General features: G+C 33.8%; 19 protein-coding genes. 14 read left to right on the top strand and 5 right to left on the bottom strand.

Going from position 1 to position 17,476, the window contains the following annotated elements; translation table 11 throughout:
- Positions 1 to 7: 7 nt before the first annotated feature.
- The 4 genes from C6Y02_RS17105 to C6Y02_RS17125 form a co-directional block, all read right to left on the bottom strand.
- Complete coding sequence (locus tag C6Y02_RS17105) at positions 8 to 2,308, bottom strand: thioester domain-containing protein (RefSeq protein ID WP_106031809.1); 2,301 nt, start codon at positions 2,306 to 2,308, stop codon at positions 8 to 10.
- Positions 2,309 to 2,313: 5 nt separating this feature from the next.
- Positions 2,314 to 2,508 (bottom strand): hypothetical protein, encoded by a 195-nt coding sequence (locus C6Y02_RS17110; RefSeq protein ID WP_106031810.1) that lies wholly within the window; start codon positions 2,506 to 2,508, stop codon positions 2,314 to 2,316.
- Between the two features lie 565 nt (positions 2,509 to 3,073).
- The gene (locus C6Y02_RS17120) at positions 3,074 to 4,144 is read right to left on the bottom strand and encodes a toxin Cry1Ac domain D-VI-related protein (RefSeq protein WP_106031812.1); all 1,071 of its coding nucleotides are present in this window, start codon (positions 4,142 to 4,144) and stop codon (positions 3,074 to 3,076) included.
- 334 nt (positions 4,145 to 4,478) lie between these two features.
- Positions 4,479 to 5,012, bottom strand: coding sequence for a hypothetical protein (locus tag C6Y02_RS17125; protein WP_106031813.1), 534 nt, complete (start codon positions 5,010 to 5,012; stop codon positions 4,479 to 4,481).
- 507 nt (positions 5,013 to 5,519) lie between these two features.
- Between C6Y02_RS17125 and C6Y02_RS17130 the strand changes: the two genes are divergently transcribed.
- Complete coding sequence (locus C6Y02_RS17130) at positions 5,520 to 5,906, top strand: helix-turn-helix domain-containing protein (protein WP_106031814.1); 387 nt, start codon at positions 5,520 to 5,522, stop codon at positions 5,904 to 5,906.
- Between the two features lie 217 nt (positions 5,907 to 6,123).
- Here C6Y02_RS17130 and C6Y02_RS17135 read toward each other — a convergent pair whose 3' ends face one another.
- Positions 6,124 to 7,233 carry a tetratricopeptide repeat protein gene (locus C6Y02_RS17135; RefSeq protein ID WP_106031815.1) on the bottom strand — a complete coding sequence of 370 codons (1,110 nt, stop codon included), beginning with the start codon at positions 7,231 to 7,233 and terminating at the stop codon, positions 6,124 to 6,126.
- 1,524 nt (positions 7,234 to 8,757) lie between these two features.
- Between C6Y02_RS17135 and C6Y02_RS17145 the strand changes: the two genes are divergently transcribed.
- The 13 genes from C6Y02_RS17145 to C6Y02_RS17200 all read left to right on the top strand — a co-directional run bounded on the left by C6Y02_RS17145 (position 8,758) and on the right by C6Y02_RS17200 (position 17,471).
- Positions 8,758 to 9,960 carry an Alp7A family actin-like protein gene (locus C6Y02_RS17145; RefSeq protein WP_106031817.1) on the top strand — a complete coding sequence of 401 codons (1,203 nt, stop codon included), beginning with the start codon at positions 8,758 to 8,760 and terminating at the stop codon, positions 9,958 to 9,960.
- Positions 9,961 to 9,970: 10 nt separating this feature from the next.
- Positions 9,971 to 10,357 (top strand): hypothetical protein, encoded by a 387-nt coding sequence (locus C6Y02_RS17150; protein ID WP_106031818.1) that lies wholly within the window; start codon positions 9,971 to 9,973, stop codon positions 10,355 to 10,357.
- A gap of 109 nt (positions 10,358 to 10,466) precedes the next feature.
- A complete protein-coding gene (locus C6Y02_RS17155; RefSeq protein ID WP_106031819.1) occupies positions 10,467 to 10,736 on the top strand; it encodes an AbrB/MazE/SpoVT family DNA-binding domain-containing protein in 270 nt (89 codons plus the stop codon).
- Positions 10,736 to 11,059: a type II toxin-antitoxin system PemK/MazF family toxin gene (locus C6Y02_RS17160; RefSeq protein WP_106031820.1), complete on the top strand. Its 324-nt coding sequence runs from the start codon at positions 10,736 to 10,738 to the stop codon at positions 11,057 to 11,059. Before C6Y02_RS17155 ends, C6Y02_RS17160 begins: the two co-directional genes overlap by 1 nt.
- A 189-nt stretch (positions 11,060 to 11,248) precedes the next feature.
- Positions 11,249 to 11,887: a hypothetical protein gene (locus tag C6Y02_RS17165; protein ID WP_142393584.1), complete on the top strand. Its 639-nt coding sequence runs from the start codon at positions 11,249 to 11,251 to the stop codon at positions 11,885 to 11,887.
- A 264-nt stretch (positions 11,888 to 12,151) separates the two neighbouring features.
- Complete coding sequence (locus C6Y02_RS17170) at positions 12,152 to 12,583, top strand: hypothetical protein (RefSeq protein ID WP_106031822.1); 432 nt, start codon at positions 12,152 to 12,154, stop codon at positions 12,581 to 12,583.
- Entirely contained in the window at positions 12,570 to 13,139 is a 570-nt protein-coding gene (locus tag C6Y02_RS17175; RefSeq protein WP_106031823.1) for a hypothetical protein, read from the top strand. The genes C6Y02_RS17170 and C6Y02_RS17175 overlap by 14 nt, the downstream gene beginning before the upstream one ends.
- Positions 13,140 to 13,259: 120 nt before the next feature.
- Complete coding sequence (locus C6Y02_RS17180; RefSeq protein WP_106031824.1) at positions 13,260 to 14,327, top strand: hypothetical protein; 1,068 nt, start codon at positions 13,260 to 13,262, stop codon at positions 14,325 to 14,327.
- 24 nt (positions 14,328 to 14,351) lie between these two features.
- On the top strand, positions 14,352 to 14,681 hold the full coding sequence (locus C6Y02_RS17185) for a hypothetical protein (protein ID WP_106031825.1): 330 nt from the start codon (positions 14,352 to 14,354) through the stop codon (positions 14,679 to 14,681).
- Between the two features lie 92 nt (positions 14,682 to 14,773).
- Positions 14,774 to 15,046, top strand: a complete 273-nt coding sequence (locus C6Y02_RS17190; RefSeq protein ID WP_106031826.1) for an AbrB/MazE/SpoVT family DNA-binding domain-containing protein — start codon at positions 14,774 to 14,776, stop codon at positions 15,044 to 15,046.
- Between the two features lie 232 nt (positions 15,047 to 15,278).
- Positions 15,279 to 16,433: a Rap family tetratricopeptide repeat protein gene (locus C6Y02_RS17195; protein WP_106031827.1), complete on the top strand. Its 1,155-nt coding sequence runs from the start codon at positions 15,279 to 15,281 to the stop codon at positions 16,431 to 16,433.
- On the top strand, positions 16,423 to 16,569 hold the full coding sequence (locus C6Y02_RS19375; protein ID WP_187704691.1) for a hypothetical protein: 147 nt from the start codon (positions 16,423 to 16,425) through the stop codon (positions 16,567 to 16,569). The genes C6Y02_RS17195 and C6Y02_RS19375 overlap by 11 nt, the downstream gene beginning before the upstream one ends.
- Positions 16,570 to 16,745: 176 nt before the next feature.
- Entirely contained in the window at positions 16,746 to 17,471 is a 726-nt protein-coding gene (locus C6Y02_RS17200; protein WP_106031828.1) for a hypothetical protein, read from the top strand.
- Positions 17,472 to 17,476: the final 5 nt, after the last annotated feature.

The following is a 17,476-nucleotide window of genomic DNA, read 5'->3' on the forward strand; positions in this document are numbered from 1 at the left end:
AGTTACTTTATTTTGTAATCCATTTAATATCATCGATTGTCCAACCATCAGGTAAACCTGAAGGAAATGGATTGTCTCCGTTTACAGGATGCAAAAGAATTTCATCTTCATCAATAGTTTCAGAATCTTTTGTTGCATACATAGAAGCTTTGACGTTTATATTGTCATAAATCTCAAACATTACTTGGTTTACACCTAGTTTGTTTGATTCAGTAATAACTTTATAATCGCCCAGTTCCAACCAGATAGGGAGATAAAATTTTCTGCCGCCATCGATTAATTCATGTTTCAATCTTGGATCATTGTCCTTGCTTGAAAATAAATTTCCAGTCATTCTTTCGACATACACTTTCGGTAAAGCATATAAAGATGTCGTTGTTATAACATCACCTTCGTTCTCTGAGGTTTCCTTGATTTTTTCAAATGGCACCCTACTCTTATCATATTTCAAGTAACTATCTATAAGTTTAGAAGGTACATTGAAATGAAAATCTCCATCCCTAAATTTTTGTCCTATTTCATTTTGATAAGTGTACTCAAATTCTTTTTCAAACCCATATCCAGTCTTCATGGTAGGTATATCAGATAGAACAAACCTGAAAATTTCGTAATATCTCTTTTCTTTAGTGGTAGGAGTGATTTCAGTCATTACAACAGCTTTTTCACTCACTCTAGTATTTTCTTCAGGGGTTGCAGTAATTACCCTCTCAGAACTCGTAAAACCATGTGTAGTTAAGCTTGATGCGTTGGTTAGTACATCTATATCATTTTGGTTAAAACCTTCTAATTTCACCGTGTAAGGCTTATTTGAGTTGATTTTCAAGTTTTTTGATTCAATCTTGAATTCCACTAACTTCGGTATGTCTTTTGCTGTGAATTCTTTACTTGCTAACTTTTGTTCACCTTGATATAGATTCAAGTTCATATTTGCGTCATTCATGCCTGGAGTATCATTTGGGTATATGTTTACCTTTCCTAAATGTACTTTAACAGGTAAACCAGTATTTGCTTTTGCTGTATAGATTTGAAGCTTTTTCAGTTCTAATTTAATTAGAGGAACGTCATAAAAAAAAGTGATTGTTATATTCTTGCTACCAACTTGACCTTCTACCTTATCGGATTTAATTGGCCGATAAGTATATTCGCCCTTTTTCAAATTTGTTTTTGGCCCATAAGAATATTTTTCACCTCGCAGCTTACTAAATACCTCTTTCTTTAATAACCTCTTATCTCTGTTATCCTTGTGTAAAACAGTTACATCCCTTTTTAAGTTATAATAAAAGACTATTTTTTTATTATTAACCCCAACAGTTCCTTCTTTAATCTCTTTTTTGACAGGTACATATACATTATTATTTTTCTTAATCTCTTTATGGCTTTGATATTTATACTTGGTACCGATCGTCTTCAATTCATTTTTGCTTTCAAGAAGAGTGTTATCATAAATGTCACGGTGTTCTATGGTTATTGTTGATTGGCGTTTCTCAAACTCAACACTAAATCCAGCAGAAACTATAGGATCCACTACCAATACACTACCCATTAAACGCTGGTAATTCGTTGAGTTAGGCATGTATAATAGCGAAGCTAATTCATTATATTTCCCATTGACATTGCCCGTTTTAAAGGTTGATCCATAATTTAAAGGAGCAGTAAAATAAAAACTCTGTCCATCCTTAATGGTAACCTTACCGCCGGTTTTCTTATTACCATTTATGTTTATGGTCACTTCTTTGGGTAATTCTAATGTTACAGATCCTTTACCTTGGAGCTTGTTCACTTCTGATTTTTGATTCTCTCCATTCAAAGTAGTCTTTAGATTTTTCTTCTGAAAACTAACCTGGTAACTAGGTGCATCACCGCGCTTTGCGTGTTGAATCAACGACCAAACTTCTTTATCTTGGTTACTGTATGTGCTTTGAGTTCTTTTACCACTTTTCCAGTTATTCAAAGCCACATAAGTCTTAACCATATCTGTCATTGTGTTTCCAAGCTCGTTCCCGTCACCTCCATAACCATAATATAGAATAGCTTTCACAGCATCATCATACTGTCGTTCGCCTGATTTATAATTGTGTCCTCCATATGGTGCTGGTATATCAGGATCAATACAGAAAACGATATTATCGCCTATTTTGATTAATGCGGTACTGTGAGTGATGCCACCTGGATCAGTCCATGAATATGGCCCTTTTGCTTCTGCTCTAGCTGCTGCTGCACTATCTGCATTACTAAACAAAAATAAGACTGTTAAAACGATTGAAAATGTTGTAATGGCAAAGGAATAGCCGATGTTTTGTCTTCCCATTGTTTCTAAACATCCTTTCGTTTCTTTTCAAATAAGTTAATGGCTTTGACCAGAATTTCTCTTTGCTGTTCAGTTAAACTTAAATCTTGCTTTATACCTTCTAATTCTCCTGCTGGATCGATTACAATAATTGATGATCCCTTTTTTTCTGCCTGTTGTTTTAACAAGAGCAATTGAGAGAGAGCCAACATTCCCATCATTTGTTCTCACCACCTTTCTTCATACGTTTTTAAAAAAGAAAAAAGAGCCTAAAATTAGACTCTTTTTGCCTCACATATTAATTAAGCGTTGCCTTCCAAAATTTCCAAGCATAGAGAATTAAATCACACAAACAAATTATTAAATACAGCAGCAACGTTATCAAAACAACGTAAACAGCGACCGTGAATTTACCGGTTATTGATTCCCAAGTAGCTAATTGAAAAATCACATTATAAGTTAATAAAAGAGAACCAATTAGATACATAACCTTTTTAAACGTCAATTTCTGTCCTTCTAATCTATCCATATATATTTTAAAAACTATTAGACCAAACCAAATTGGAGTAATTAATGTTATTACCACGTACCATTGATTGTAGCTTTCCATCATGCTTTCTCCGTACCCTAAAGTTGGAATGATGAAGATTGCACCTATTGACAATATGACCAATGACCAAAGAAATATTTTTAAGGCGTTTATTGATGTTTGTCTAAATTTTAGGATGAAATTAATTATTTGATTGAATCTTTTCAGAATGATCCCTCATTGTCATCCCAACTAAACTACTTTTTCTCATATACATCATAATTATTACCTGTACCATTATTACCTGATCCAGTCTTCTCATAGTTGCCTGAATTAAAATCATTGACGAAATTGTTAATAGAATCTTGTTTATTATTGTTTGAGTGTGAATCAGTCTTTGGCTTGCTTACATTCCTATTAGCATTATTCTGACTAGGATTTGATTTTTGGATTGGTTTTGATTTTTGAATAGGTTTTTTAGAATTACTTGAATTTGAATTATTTCTATATGAACTCGAACCATCTGACCCTCTAGAAGTTCCAGATGATGGTGTGTAACTCTTTTTATTGCTTGCACCATAATTAGGTTCTTTATAAACGTCATTATTTGAAACTGATTCTTCTTGCTTATTATCATTAGAATGAGCTTTGCTAGGAGAAGACCCATCTTGACGAGTTTTTGGGTTAGCTACTGATTTTTCAACCTTTTTCAAATCAGATTTTAATTTATCTTGAACCTCCTTGTTTTTCACTTTAGAGATTCGTTGTTTTACTTGATCATATTCTTTTTTTGTTTTCACCTTTTTTAATTGAGTTTCGGTCTTTTCAATGAAGTTTACTTGTTTGATCGCTTCTTTAATTTTTGAGAAAAGCTCTTTGAATACCTTATGGTCAAATGCGTCAATTTTTTGCACTGCTTTTTCTGCACTATTTATTTTTTCTGAATTAATGCCGGTGACTATGACACCCTTCTTAATGATTTTATCAATTGATGTTTCTGCATTAAAAAGATGTGACGCATAATCTAACCTTTCTAACAGATTCTTCTTTTCATTCTGATCTGATAGTTTTTCTACTTTATTTCTTGCACTTGTAATATCTTTCAATGTAACATTTTTTGCTAGAGTGTTTGTTTTTGAATTAAAAAGACTCCCTACAACCTCATGAGCTTTACGCGATAAATTTGTAGCAGCTTGTTCTTGTACTTTTGCTTCAGCAGCTTTCGTCCTAGCTTCCGCTGCCTTGAAACTAATAGCAGCACCAACACTGCCAATTGTCAGCACGCATAACGATGAAATCACAATCCATTTTTTTGTTTTAGAACGCACAGTAACAATCCCCTTTGCTATTTTTTACCTTTATTTTACTATAAAAAAGCAAGGTACACACGTTTATTAATGATTGTAAGCCCGATTTTTGTGAGTTTATAGCAGTTGTAACTCACCAACTCTATGCCAGCAAAGTATTTACTAAAAAGTAAATCTGACAATGTCCGCCAAACTTGCTATCTATAAACTCGTAGCAAGAAGAATATTAACCCAACAGTATTGCATGGCTGTTATACCATTGGAGGAGGGCAAATCCTAATATTCAATTAATCGTTAATAAACATAGAGTTCATTAACAAACGTGCAAACCCTGGTGTTCTTAAAGATCTAAAGATTACTTTTTCTTATACTCAGCTAGCAAACTATACGGATCAGCTACAACTACAGTACCAACTGATGTTTCATAGAATGACACTTTTTTTGCACCAGCTTTATTTAATTCTTGTTGAAGTTTCGATTTGCTATCAAAAACAGTTTCTTCTAGCAGGATTCCAACTTCTTTAGCGCGACAGTTACGATTAGGTTTTGGTGCCTTACGTATACTGGACGATGTTGCTATGAACATTAAATCACGAGATCCAGAATGCCCCCGACGATTTTGAGGTTTTCTAATAATTTCGGTAGTGAAGCAAAGCTTACTATGTTTGTTCTTTCTTTTTGCAATTATAATCCCATCTTCATTCTTCACATTTCTAACATACCTAAAAATTTCACTTATCGGTCTAATGGTTTTTGTTATACTATTAACAACACTTGTTCCACAGACCTCATAGACGTTACCATCAAATGTTTTGATAGACTTTCCAATTGTAGTTATATCTTTAGTTGTCATTTCAAGATCCATCATTTTTGCATTTTTCTTTTTCACAAAAGATCCTCCTTAAATAAAAAAGCTGCCAGGCATAATGACTGACAGCTCCAAAAATTGTAAAGACAAACATATAACTACACACTAGACAAAGTAATTAAAAATAATTATAGTGGGTAGTGTTGTATGTCTAATACAACAATGGGGCAAGTTCACTCAACAGATGCCACTGTTTTTGTGAGCTATATCAATAAATTGGTTACCAGCCTTTTTATTGATCGCCCTTTTTTTGTTATGTTTTCCTAATTAATACAGAAAAATTGTAAAATTTCTCAAAAAAGTATATTATTATGTAGTAATCCCGTGTCAGTATTATTAAAACTATCTACGCCAATAGATAATTATACCCAACTACTATAAAGATTACCAAGATTAGCTTTGATTGTATATTAGCACTATTTTTCACTTTAGTAAAGAACTTTTTTCACTAAAAGTGAATTTTTTCACCACTAGTGAAATTTTGCTGGAATTATTAACTCAATCAAAGGTGAATGAGGTGTACCGAAATTGGATGAAGAATTTGATTTTGCAAAAATAGTTGAGGAAAAAAGAAAAGAGAAAAAGTGGACAAAAACGCAACTAGCTTCAGAAACAGGATTGTCAGTTTCTTATATCTCAATGTTAGAATCTGGACAAAAAAAACCTGCATATAAAACTATTAAGAAAATAGGAACTGCATTAGAGATACCAAATAGAGACTTGTTAAACATTTTTAGATTTGATGATTCTCCTGCACAAGACGCTATTGAATTGGATAATGGATCAACTCGTATAAGAGAATTCAATGTCACAGGTTTAAGTGAGAGTGATATTAAAGATGTTATAAAATATATTGAGTTATTAAGAATTAAGAACGCTTATCACTATCTGAATGGATCAAATAAAAAGGACTAACTATCACAAAGACAGTTAGCCAAGTTTTAAATATACAACAGGGACTATTGTAATAGTCTTCACTACCCATTATAATTAATTCATAAAGAGAGTCAAGAACAAATTCAAGTAATTGCCTTCACTGCAACTTGAATCTGTTCTTGATATAAATACGCATTCGTGAGTACAGTAATGACAGCTGCAGCACTTACCGCTAAAAGAACATTTTTCAAATTCTTCATGCTAACGCCTCCGTAATTTTTTTTATTTGAGTATTGGCAAAAGCGTGGAGTTTAAGGAACTTATGGCTCATTAGAATATCCGAATTTTCCTCGAAATAACTAGCTGTACGCACAGTGATTTCTGAATAATCCGGCCATGTGTTTAAATCTTCTAATACAGATAGTTCAGTCAATATTTTGCTGACATCTGTTTGTTCATAAGTATGGTACAGAATATTTAGTTTTGCCATAAATTCCGTATTATTAGTTTCCTCTGCTTTCTTTTTACCAACCTCATACAGCTTAAACGCTTCTTTTCTGTCACCCAATCCATACAATATCCAAGACATCATATAAACTGGTTGAACACCATATTTCTTCTCAAAAATTTCGTCCTCTAGGGCCTTTTTAAAATACGCGATTGCCTTATCCATTTCTTCTTGTTGCCAATGAATCAACCCAAGATTGTGGTAAATTTTAGAGATAAGTTTATCATATCTAAAACGTTTTGCTTCGGTCAAGGCTTCTTGATAATTTTTGTGGGCTGCTTCAAAACGTTTCATATCATACATGTTCGCTCCAATTAATATTCCACATTCAGTTGCCTCATATTGAAATTCTTTATGTTTTAAAAATATTTTCCTGGCTTCTTCTACATGACTAATTGAAAATAAATATTGATCGATTTGATAATAAGCTTCAGCAATTTTATAATGGAAATCAGCAAACTTTAATTCATCAGCTCCAGGTATTACACTTAACTTTTGTTCTGCTAAATCATAATAATTAATTGCCTCAGTAAATTGCTTTTTTTCAAATTCAATAAGCCCTTTAAAGTAAACACTATAGTATTCTCTCCATAAATCAAAATTACCATCGGAGAAGATGTTTTTCAAACTGTTCGCAGAAGTATTCACCTTCACATTAAAGACCGTTCCATGATAATAATCAGTTAACATGAAGAAGGAAACAACTTCAATACTATCCTCCATAATGTCTAACAAATTTTCAACTTTATTTTGATATTTTAGTGATTCATCACGCGATCCTAATGATATTGCATTGTTCCATTCATTAATAATTTCGGCTACATAGGCAGAAGACGCTTTGTTTTGTGCAGAGAACATACCTTTTCCCCTTCCAATGACTCCTAAAAATCTATTTATGATGATCTGATTATCCCAAATATGCCATAATTTTAAAAGAACTTTTTAACAAAACAGGAATACTTAACTACTCAAATATTTCTCTATGTTCTTTCCGAATTAACATTCTCAAAATTTTAGACTTATCATACGAATTTAATGGATCTTTCACATCATTATAGTGTTTAACTATGTCAATAAGCATTCTTTGCTCTAAAGTAGGTGCTCTAAACTTAATAATCGGGGATTCTCCTTTTTTCTTCAACTCTACACCACCTAATATAGCCCACAGTGTGGACACATGATTATATACCGAAGTATACATATCATCGAGTAAATATACAATCACTTTACATTTTTTCAATTTATGTTCTCTTGACAATTATTACGAATTATGCTCAAAAACCGTTTCAAAAAGGTATTTAAAAACCATTCGGTTTTTAAAGAATTTCGCAGTATTTTCATATTTTACTTGACTTTTACAACAAGCGAACTAGCAGAATAGCTGATAGTCTAGGAAACAGGCGCGAAATTCGATTACCTATGTTGTCTGCATAAAAAAATACAGACAACATAAGTAATCGATCTGATAGCGTAAACTAGCGTCATAGAGACAGCTGAGGTTTCCAGTACAGCCTTGCTTATCGACGAGTTTTCACTCACCACAACCTTTTTACATGCAATGCTTGTCCTACATGCTTACTTTTATGAGTTTGTCTTGTGTTCTCTCACGCAAATCGTTTAGTTACAACCTGCAAAATAAAAGCTTGATTGTGGTTACCCGCACCGTAGTGCGCCAAGCAACCTAGTGGTTTCTCCACATTCTCCGGACCGTTTATGGCCGTCCTCGCCATTCGCCACAAGCGTAGCAAGGAACGCTTATTGTGGTATATCTCCGTTTTTGCAGTGCACGGAGCAACGCCTGACGTGTTTTTTTTACACCCCTTAACGGCAGCTGGGTGACAAACAAAAAACGACAGTAAATGATTGTCAAAAATAGCAATAACAATCGCTTACTGTCGTTTAAAAAGCACTAAAAAACCTTGACTAAAACAAGGAAAATTAGTACAATAAAATCATCCATTAAGTAAACGGTTGAAAGGCGCTATCTTTCAATCACTACCAGTGTTTGATGTTGGCGCATCGAACACTTTTTCGTTTTCGTTTATATTTAGTTTTTTATGTACAATACAAAAGCTGAAATTCTTAACCTTGTTCAAATCGAGCAAGGTTATTTTTTTTGTTTTTTTGAGGATATTTTTGTCAAGGAAAACAAACAAAAATTCATGAAAATAACTTCACGCTTTTAATATACATGATTTCATCCGCATCGTAAAGAGTTCAGGCGTTAACAACGAAAAAAGATGTTAACACCGTTAACGATTAACAAATTTACTTAAAATAAACCTTTATTATATAGGGATTTTAAACGTTATCAGATGATTGACTTATTCACGGATAAATGGTATTGTTATAAAAAATGTTAACAAAAAAGGGGAGCTAATTTTGAATATTTCTCGTTTTAACGTAGATTTTGGTAACAGTATGTACATGAATCTGATCGATGGGTATTTCTTTGAACTGCCTACGAATGTAGTTGAAATAAAGAAAGAAGTGGCAGAAGGAAAGTTCACAACCCAAATCGACAATCCAGCAGATTTAAAAGACAGATTACTCATTTCCACTGAAATTGATGAAGTAGAAAGATACTTCTTAGTAGGTGAAATAGCTGAAAAGGAGGTCCTGGGGAATAATCACATCAATAAGTTACATAATAAAGTTGAATCGCACATACCATATGTAACCTTCCTTGCTGCCACAGCTTATTATTACTCAAATTATGACGCAATTAAAAAATCGGGTGTTAAATCAAATGATCAAAACATGGATAACCATGTTGAAATTGAGTATTTTCAGACCATGTTACCGATCTGGCTTCTTAAAAAATTAAATAAGTTTAGCGAAATGCAGGAAAAAATGGTCAAAAGGTTTTTAGGTGTACACACAGTTAAAATATTAACTCTCGGCATGGAAAATGAAATTGAAATCACGGTGAAAGATGCAGCATGTAGAATTGAATCAGAAGTTGCACGTTGGGCTATAAAAAAGGATTTCGAATTAAATGATAACGAAGAGGCAAAGCAGTTCAAAGACTACGATGTTGTAGCTTGTGATTTAGGGGGAGGAACAGATGACCTCGCTTTACTTCCAGCTGGGTTGAAGGCACCAAAGGATCGCGATTCCTTTATTTCTAATACTGAGGCACCATTTCTTGTCCATCTTGAAAGACTCCGAAAAGATAAGCTTCTTGAACATTTCGAAAGTGTTAGAGAGCTTGAAAAATTCATTTATACTAACATCCAAAAAACAAAAATGATCCGTACAGATGGAAATACAGGAAAAACATATGACCTTACAGATATTATTAAAAACTCTTTAATTGAATATGCAGAAATCAAAATTACACAGGTTGAAAATGCATTCACGCCTCCTAAAGACAAGGTGTATAAATACTTATACTTTGGCGGAGTTGCTGAAATTCTAAAAGAGGCAATAAGTGAGGTTACGAGAGAGAAATACAATGCTGAAATTTCAGAAGCAAATCATATTGTTGCTGAAGATGCTAGGATGCTTAATTTATATGGACTTGAAGTGTTAAGCAGGGATGAACAAGTAAAAAGAGAAAAAAAAGCAACTGAAACCGTTTAGGTGATTAAACATGAAAAAAGAAAACAGAGTGGAACTCTTTGGTGTACGCACAGCACAAATGTCAAATGAAATGTACAATTTTGTTATGCAGCAAATCAATGAAACACCTGGTAAGACGTTTAAAGATTATGCGTTTAAATTAATACGATTAGATATGCAGCAAAAACAAACAGAACAAGCAAACAAAGAAAAGGATATGCATGTACATGATATCTTATTAGAACTTCAAGAACAGATGAACCGCGGCTTCAATAAATTAGAAAACAAGATTGATAAAAGAACCTACACAACAGCATTATCATATGGAGAGACTAAAACAAGCGACATTGAAGAAGGTCTACTTATCACCGATAAAATCACTGGTGAAATTAATGAAGATTATAATAATGATTTTTAAACCCTCTTTGGATAGAGGGTTTTTTTTGAGCAAATTCATCACCATATAGTATATAATCACATAATTATGTATATACAATGTATATACAAATGTGATAAGAGGTGTTATAATGGAGAAAAGACACAATGAGGTGATCAAAGTGACAACAGTTATAACAAAATGGGGAAACAGTCTTGGTGTTAGAATTCCAATGAATATAGCAAAGGTTGCCGAGCTAGAAAATGGATCAGAGGTTGAATTAATTGCTGAAGACGCTGGTATAATGATTAAACTCAAAAATCAAAAACCTAACCTAGATGATCTTTTAAGTAAAGTAACAGCAGAAAACAAACACACTGAAATTAACTTTGGTGGGCCTGAAGGGAATGAAATGTTCTAATGTCGTTTGATAAAGGAGATCTCGTGTATGTTCAATTTACTCCACAAGCAGGCCATGAACAAGCCGGTAGAAGACCCGCAATTGTATTATCACCAAAGAATTTTAATGAAATAACTGGTTTTGCAGTAGTCTGTCCTATTACCAGCAAAAAGAAAGGTTATCCTTTTGAAGTGGCCTTGCCTGATGGTTTGGCCATTCAAGGGGTTATCCTTACAGATCAAATAAAAAGTTTAGATTGGAAAGCCAGGAGCTTTCAATTCAAAGACACTGCACCTGAGACAATTATTACGGAGTGTTTGGATAAAATACATACTTATCTATAAAGGGTATATTCTAATTAGGATTGTCCAGATAGAGGTGCTTTTAACTAATTAAACTCACCTTGATTAAATAAGTAAGCCAACGTTATAATATAAAGGGAATAAATAAGCTCCTGCTTGTTTATGCAGCATTACATGGACCTCTTACGACAAGAGGTCTATTTTATTGATAAACAGGAGTGGGATGCAAGGGTGACTAAGAAGCAGCTTACTGTAAATATTGATTTAGAAGTGTTTAAAAATGTAAGAAAGAAAGTTGAAGCTCTAAATACTCATTTAAGTATTGTTTTGAGGGATTTCATACTAAATCATTACGCACCTTCCGAAAACTTAAATTTAAAGAGAAATAAATCCATGGATGCACAGAATCAGTATAAATTTAGATTTAATGCTGATGAGAAATATCTACATAAAATTAATCAGATGAACAACGCGCACTGGAATAGGTCGAAGCTCTTTAGAGATGCATTCGAACAGTTATTAGCATTTTTGTGCGAATGTCCAGAATACTACAGAAGAAGCACCACGATAATAAAATCACAATACAAAATACGAAACGAATTGCTTGAACAACTAAATCAACTTTACCCGTTCAAGCAAAGATCAATAAACATTGAACTTTTCATTAAAAATCACTATCATCGTGAATCATTTGAGGTTGGCATACATAAAGGGGCTACCCTTAAAACCACTAAAATTGAACTTGATTCATTGGCCCACGATATATTAAATGAGATCGCTAATACATATGAGGTGAGCAAGTCTGTAGTAATGAGGGACGTTGTGAACCAGATTATAGAATATGAAGACAACAAAAAAGAGCTTAGATAAGCTCTTTTTTATTTTGTCTTCTTTATAATTTTATTTTTTTTAGAAAGTGCTGCAAGTGCTGCTGCCTGTTTTTTTGTTATCGACTTTTCTGTTTGATTAGCCATTGTCTTCATCCTCTCTTCAGGAGTTTCTTTTTATTCATCATCGCCAGATTTTCTTGGTTCTAACCCCCTATCGTGGACAATATGATTAAGTATGGCCGTTTGGCCCGATGACCCTGATATAAAAGAGCGAAGGACCGTAAAAGAGAAGGGGGAGGAAGGAATGACGAAACGCGATCATCTAAATCCAATTTTGAATAAGTTAAATAAGGATGAAAGTAAAACAATTCAAAGATCCGGTGTCCAGCAAAAAAAACAGCAGAGAGTGGATAAAAAACATGATATTAAAATACCACTAGACAAAGAATTGATTAAAGAAATGAAAAAAAGAGCATTTGACAAGCGTATGACTCTTACTGAATTTACTTCTTACTTGCTTCAAAAAGGGGTAAAAGGTTCTTTGGCCAAGTACCTTCCGATGCCAGAAAGAAGTTATAAGGGGAATGAAAACACTGTACGTGCAAAATTAAATAAGCATGAGTACGAGCAATTATTTGTATTGCAATTGGAATTTGATTATAGATCGCAGAGACAGGCTGCTCATCATGTTCTGATAAACATGCTGATGAGAGATAAAGAATATGACTTGTTATAAGGTGATCCATGAAGAATTGGAAATGATGAGTGTGACTTCATCCAAGTGGTCTAACCTCATAAGGAAAGCATACAAAGCCATTATGCAGGACATTACTTTAGAATTACAGCTGGAACCTTTCATACTTTTGAGAGCAAAAACGATATGTGAAGACATTGAAGACTTGGCTGAAGAGGAATTTGAGTTAGAGGATCTTCTTGGATTGCTATATAAAGATTTTCTAAAACAAATAAAAAGGACAAGCGATATTGTTTCTCTTAGAGAACTTTATAGACGAATAGAAGTAAGAAAAAACAATTACTTAAAGCTGTCTACTTATGATGGTGAATGTGTAGAATTAAGAAATGAGGGTTTGGTCACATACAGAATTAAAATGAAAAGGGATGATGTGTTAAGAGGTGAAGTTTTTTTATGGGATGTTGCTGGCGAGGATGTGGAGATATCTATTGGAGAAATCATAGAAATATCACTTAATGAATTTGTTGCGGAATTCATGAGGGGGAAAGGAAAATTCATAGTTCAAAAATTAATACGTTCATTGACTGAAGATAACTGATCAGTCTTTTTTTTTTTGAAAAAAGGTAATTATTATCTTAAAGGAGTGCCTATAATACATAATAATGGTATAATAGAAACAGTTATATAAAAATTAACCAACTGTATGGGAGAGTGAAAAATGTTTGAATCAAATGCTGATAGATTTTTTGGTAGCTGGCTTATTTACGCAGTACCTATAAGTTTGTTTCCCTTTGGGTTATTTTTGTTCTTCTCTGAAAGGATGAGCAAACCCAGCAAAAAAGTTGAAGAAACAAACCTTTCAGATCCAGGAGTTAAAGAATTAGGGTCGCTTTTTCAAAACTTAACTGAGTTTTTTGTCACAGCTACTTTTATATCGATCTTTGCAGCTGTAACATTTTTTGTTTTTATTAAGGTGTTTAAGAATTTCCATAAAAGATTCCTTGAAAAAAGAAAACGAAAGGACCAATTGACCCTTTTCAACACAACGAACTATACACTGAAGGAATACGAGGCTCTTTTAGAAAAGTTAAAGTTATTAGACGAAACAAACTCTGATACCAAATCATGTGCTAGTCATATATTTCAAGATAAGAGGGTTATTTCACAAAAAGATCAATTAGGTCTAACAATCAAAAAAATAACCACTTATTTATCCGGTGAAAAAGAAGAAGGATTTTCACTGGGTAAATATCCAGATGTGTTCAATAGAATCTCAGGTGAATTTTTTTCATTTAACCCTTCAATTGATGAATTCACCAGAGAATATCAAACTGTTAAGAAGTTAGAATTAGAGAACACTCACATAAAGAAAGTAATAAATTTGTTGCAAGATATTATAGATTGTTTAAATAATTTTGAGAGAAGAATTTCACCTGAATTCGAGCAAGAAAAGAGGTTGACTAATGAATTGATAAATGTCGATCTTGATAGAGCATCTAAAAACATTAAATTTGAAAAAAGTTATCTAACTGGCCAAGAACAACTTCCAGAACTAACTGACCTATCTGAAAAACGTGATCCTGAATTTAAAGAATTAATTGAAATTGACAGAGCATCTAAGCTAGTACAGTCCATAACTTCTGAAAGCTTATCTCTGTTGACGAAACATCCTGAAGCCACATCAACATCTAGTAATGAAAACACAGCAAATCACTGCACCACAAGTTCTAGTTATAATCATTCATCAAATTATGATCATAGCAGTAGTTATGATAGTGGTTCCTAAAATTAAGAAAGTAAGGTGTTTAGTGTGAAGGGAGCAAAAGAAACAGAGAGTACAGGAGTTCAAATTTGCGTGTTTATAGTTGCTGTTTGCGCAGTCTTGTATTCCTTATATATGATTGGTGAAAAGATTGATGAAAAAATGGATATGAAAAAAACTGAAATAATTAAAGAGGAATCAATGAGGTATCAGCTTGTTAGTGAAAAATTAAATGAACCAAAGGATTCTTTTTATATTGATATAAAAGTAGATAAATATATAGTGTTCTCGGGAAAGGGAGAGTATATAGTTGATTTTAATAAAAATTACTCCAAAATAGAACACTTTGTGAATGTGGGGCCTAAAAAGAATGAATGAGGGCTTAAATAGTGAACAGATCCTATTTCATTGACAAAAAAGGGGTATAAACCCTCGTATCGTGAAAATAAATCAATCAAAGGAGCAAACAAATGAAAAACACAGGTATTGTACGCAAAGTAGACCAGTTGGGTAGAGTTGTGCTGCCAAAAGAACTTAGAAAAACACTAAACATCAAAGAGACAGATCCATTGGAGATATTTGTTGATGGAGAGTCAGTGATATTTAGAAAATATGAGCGAGAGGAAGCCTGCATAATAACAGGTAAAATATCAAATGAAAATATGCACCTACCGAGTGGTCTTGTGTTCAGTCGAGAAGGAGCCGAGGAATTACTTGAAGAGATTTTAGCCCTTTCTAAATAACATAATATCTGTTCAATTCTATAAAAAGGATCCTTCAAAGGTTCCTTTTTTGGGATCAGAACTAATTTTGCAACTGATCACAGGATCCGGTCACTACTGGTAACAAGAGGTTATCTTTCGGTGTTCATTTTGCGGTATACCGAAAATTTACAATCATAGGGCATTTATTCGAATTTAGAATAGTTAGACATGTTAAAATATTGTATATATAGGAAGGTAAGGGGGAGTTTGTGTGGGTGGAATCAAGCCGTATGATGAAGTAGCAATCAAGCTCAATGAATGGTACTCAGCCATCAAAAAGGGTGAAGTAACTGACGCGGAATTTTTGAAAAATGAGGTTAAGGGCCTCTTTGACGAGATGGAAGAGAATCAAACAGTGCTGCTTTACTTTACTTTACTGGAATTTAGACACGAATTGATGTTGAGTGATCTTCGGCCAAAGCTTGTTTCTATGGAGCTTCATGACTTTATGGAACATATAGAAGATCAGAGAAGTAAAGTTCAAAATTCAAAAGGGGAAATGAATCAAATAGACAGGATGTTAGAGTATTACTTCTGGTTCTTTAAAGGTACACATGAATTCAGGAAGAATCAGTTTGACATTGCGTTAAACTGCTATAAGAATGCTGAAAAGATTCTTGAAGATGTAGAGGACTCTAACGAAAAAGGTGAATTCTACTACAAGTTGGCTGAAGTCTACTATCACATAGATCAGTACCAAATATCGGTTAAGTATGCATCAAAGGCGTTGGGATATTTCGCAGAACAGCCATTAATGGATGAAAAAATAGCCTGGTGTTATACAGTTATTGCTGGTAACTACCTATGCAAGAAGCAGTATGATGATGCTTTAAACTACTTCAACAAGTCCCACTCACACGCACAAGTTACTACCAAGCAATACCTCATCACTTCAACAATTTTCAACCTGGGTAAATGCTACTTCCATTTAGACAAATTCACAGAAGCTTTAACGTACTTTGACACAGCAGTTGAGTTGTTCGAAAAACATGAAATGCGTCACGCGCCAAAAGCTTATTTCAACAAGCTGCATACACTTTTGAGATTAGGACAAGTCGGCCCAGCAACGGAAGCATACGAAAGAGGGGTAGCAGCTGCGCAAGATCTTGAAGATATAGTATACGAAACTGAAATGAAGTTTCTATATCATCTTTATTTTCACTCTAATGATTCCGCATCTGATCTTAAGAAGTGGCTTGATGTGATTCAAAGTCAGAATCTTCACGAAGATGCATATGAGCTGGCAATTGAAGCAGCTCGCTATTATAATAAAAGTGGGCAGTTGGAAAATGCTGTCGTATTTTATGAAAGAGCAGACCATGCTAGGTCGCTCATTCAGAGAGGGGAATTGTTAAATGAAGAGTAAAATTATTTTTCCCATCATTTTAGTAGCTGCTGCACTTGTGCTACCTATGGTTCAATCTAATGTAACGCAAACACATCATCAAGTAGCTGATAAAGTGATCACTTCAAGTGTTGGAAAAGAAGACATCACATTATAATGCCTTACGTTGAAAGATCCCATAGGGGTCTTTTTTTTTTGCCACAATAAAGTTCCACCTTTTAAGAATGTTTGGATAGGAATTTTTTGTGTCATTATTTTGCCACCACTAGACTGTAATGACTAAATATGCCATAATATGAATGCGTTTACATAAAAGGGGGATGTTAGTGGGAAATGTTAAATTTTAAGGTTGTTTCAAAAGTTGCTGCGACTTTGATTTTGGGCTGTATACTCTATTTTGTAAATACCGAAATATCTCAGGCGAGTGAAAACACAATCACAAAAGAAGATTTGCAGCAGCAAAAAGAGAATTTCATGAAAATCGGCATTGATGAAAAAACTGCCGAAAAGCTTACTCAAAAGGTTGCTAAGGGGGAAATGGTTGACGCGCAAAAAGAAAGCGAAGTAGCAAAGCGTGCCGATCAGTTAACAGTTAGTACAGATAACAAAGAGAAATATATTGAATTTGATGACGGATCACGCATCATGCTTTCAGTGGAAGAAGGCGAAGAAGAGCCACCTCCATTCAGCGCATTTGATTATGCGACTGGAACTGTCTCAAAATTATCCTGTACATCTGGGTCAGGTTATAGAAATTGCCGAGTAAAAGCAAGATATCATGATGGTATCTGGGATGTACGCTTTGAGGGAAAAGTGAGTACCGCCTTCGGCGGATATGACAGTATCACAAAAATCAACAAACAGGCTGTTGATGCAGTCTTTTATAATGTTTCTGAAAAAAAATTCAAAATAACTCGGAAGACTGAAACGAAGAAGTACGCCGCAAGAGCTGATTATACTAACCAATTTACACACAAATTGGGATTGTATACAGTGTCGAGGACTTTAACACTGTATGCACAGAAGGATAAGATGTTTGCAAGATTAAATTACTACTAAACTAA

This window comes from Bacillus sp. NMCC4, from assembly GCF_002998555.1.
Classification (GTDB): domain Bacteria; phylum Bacillota; class Bacilli; order Bacillales; family Bacillaceae; genus Bacillus.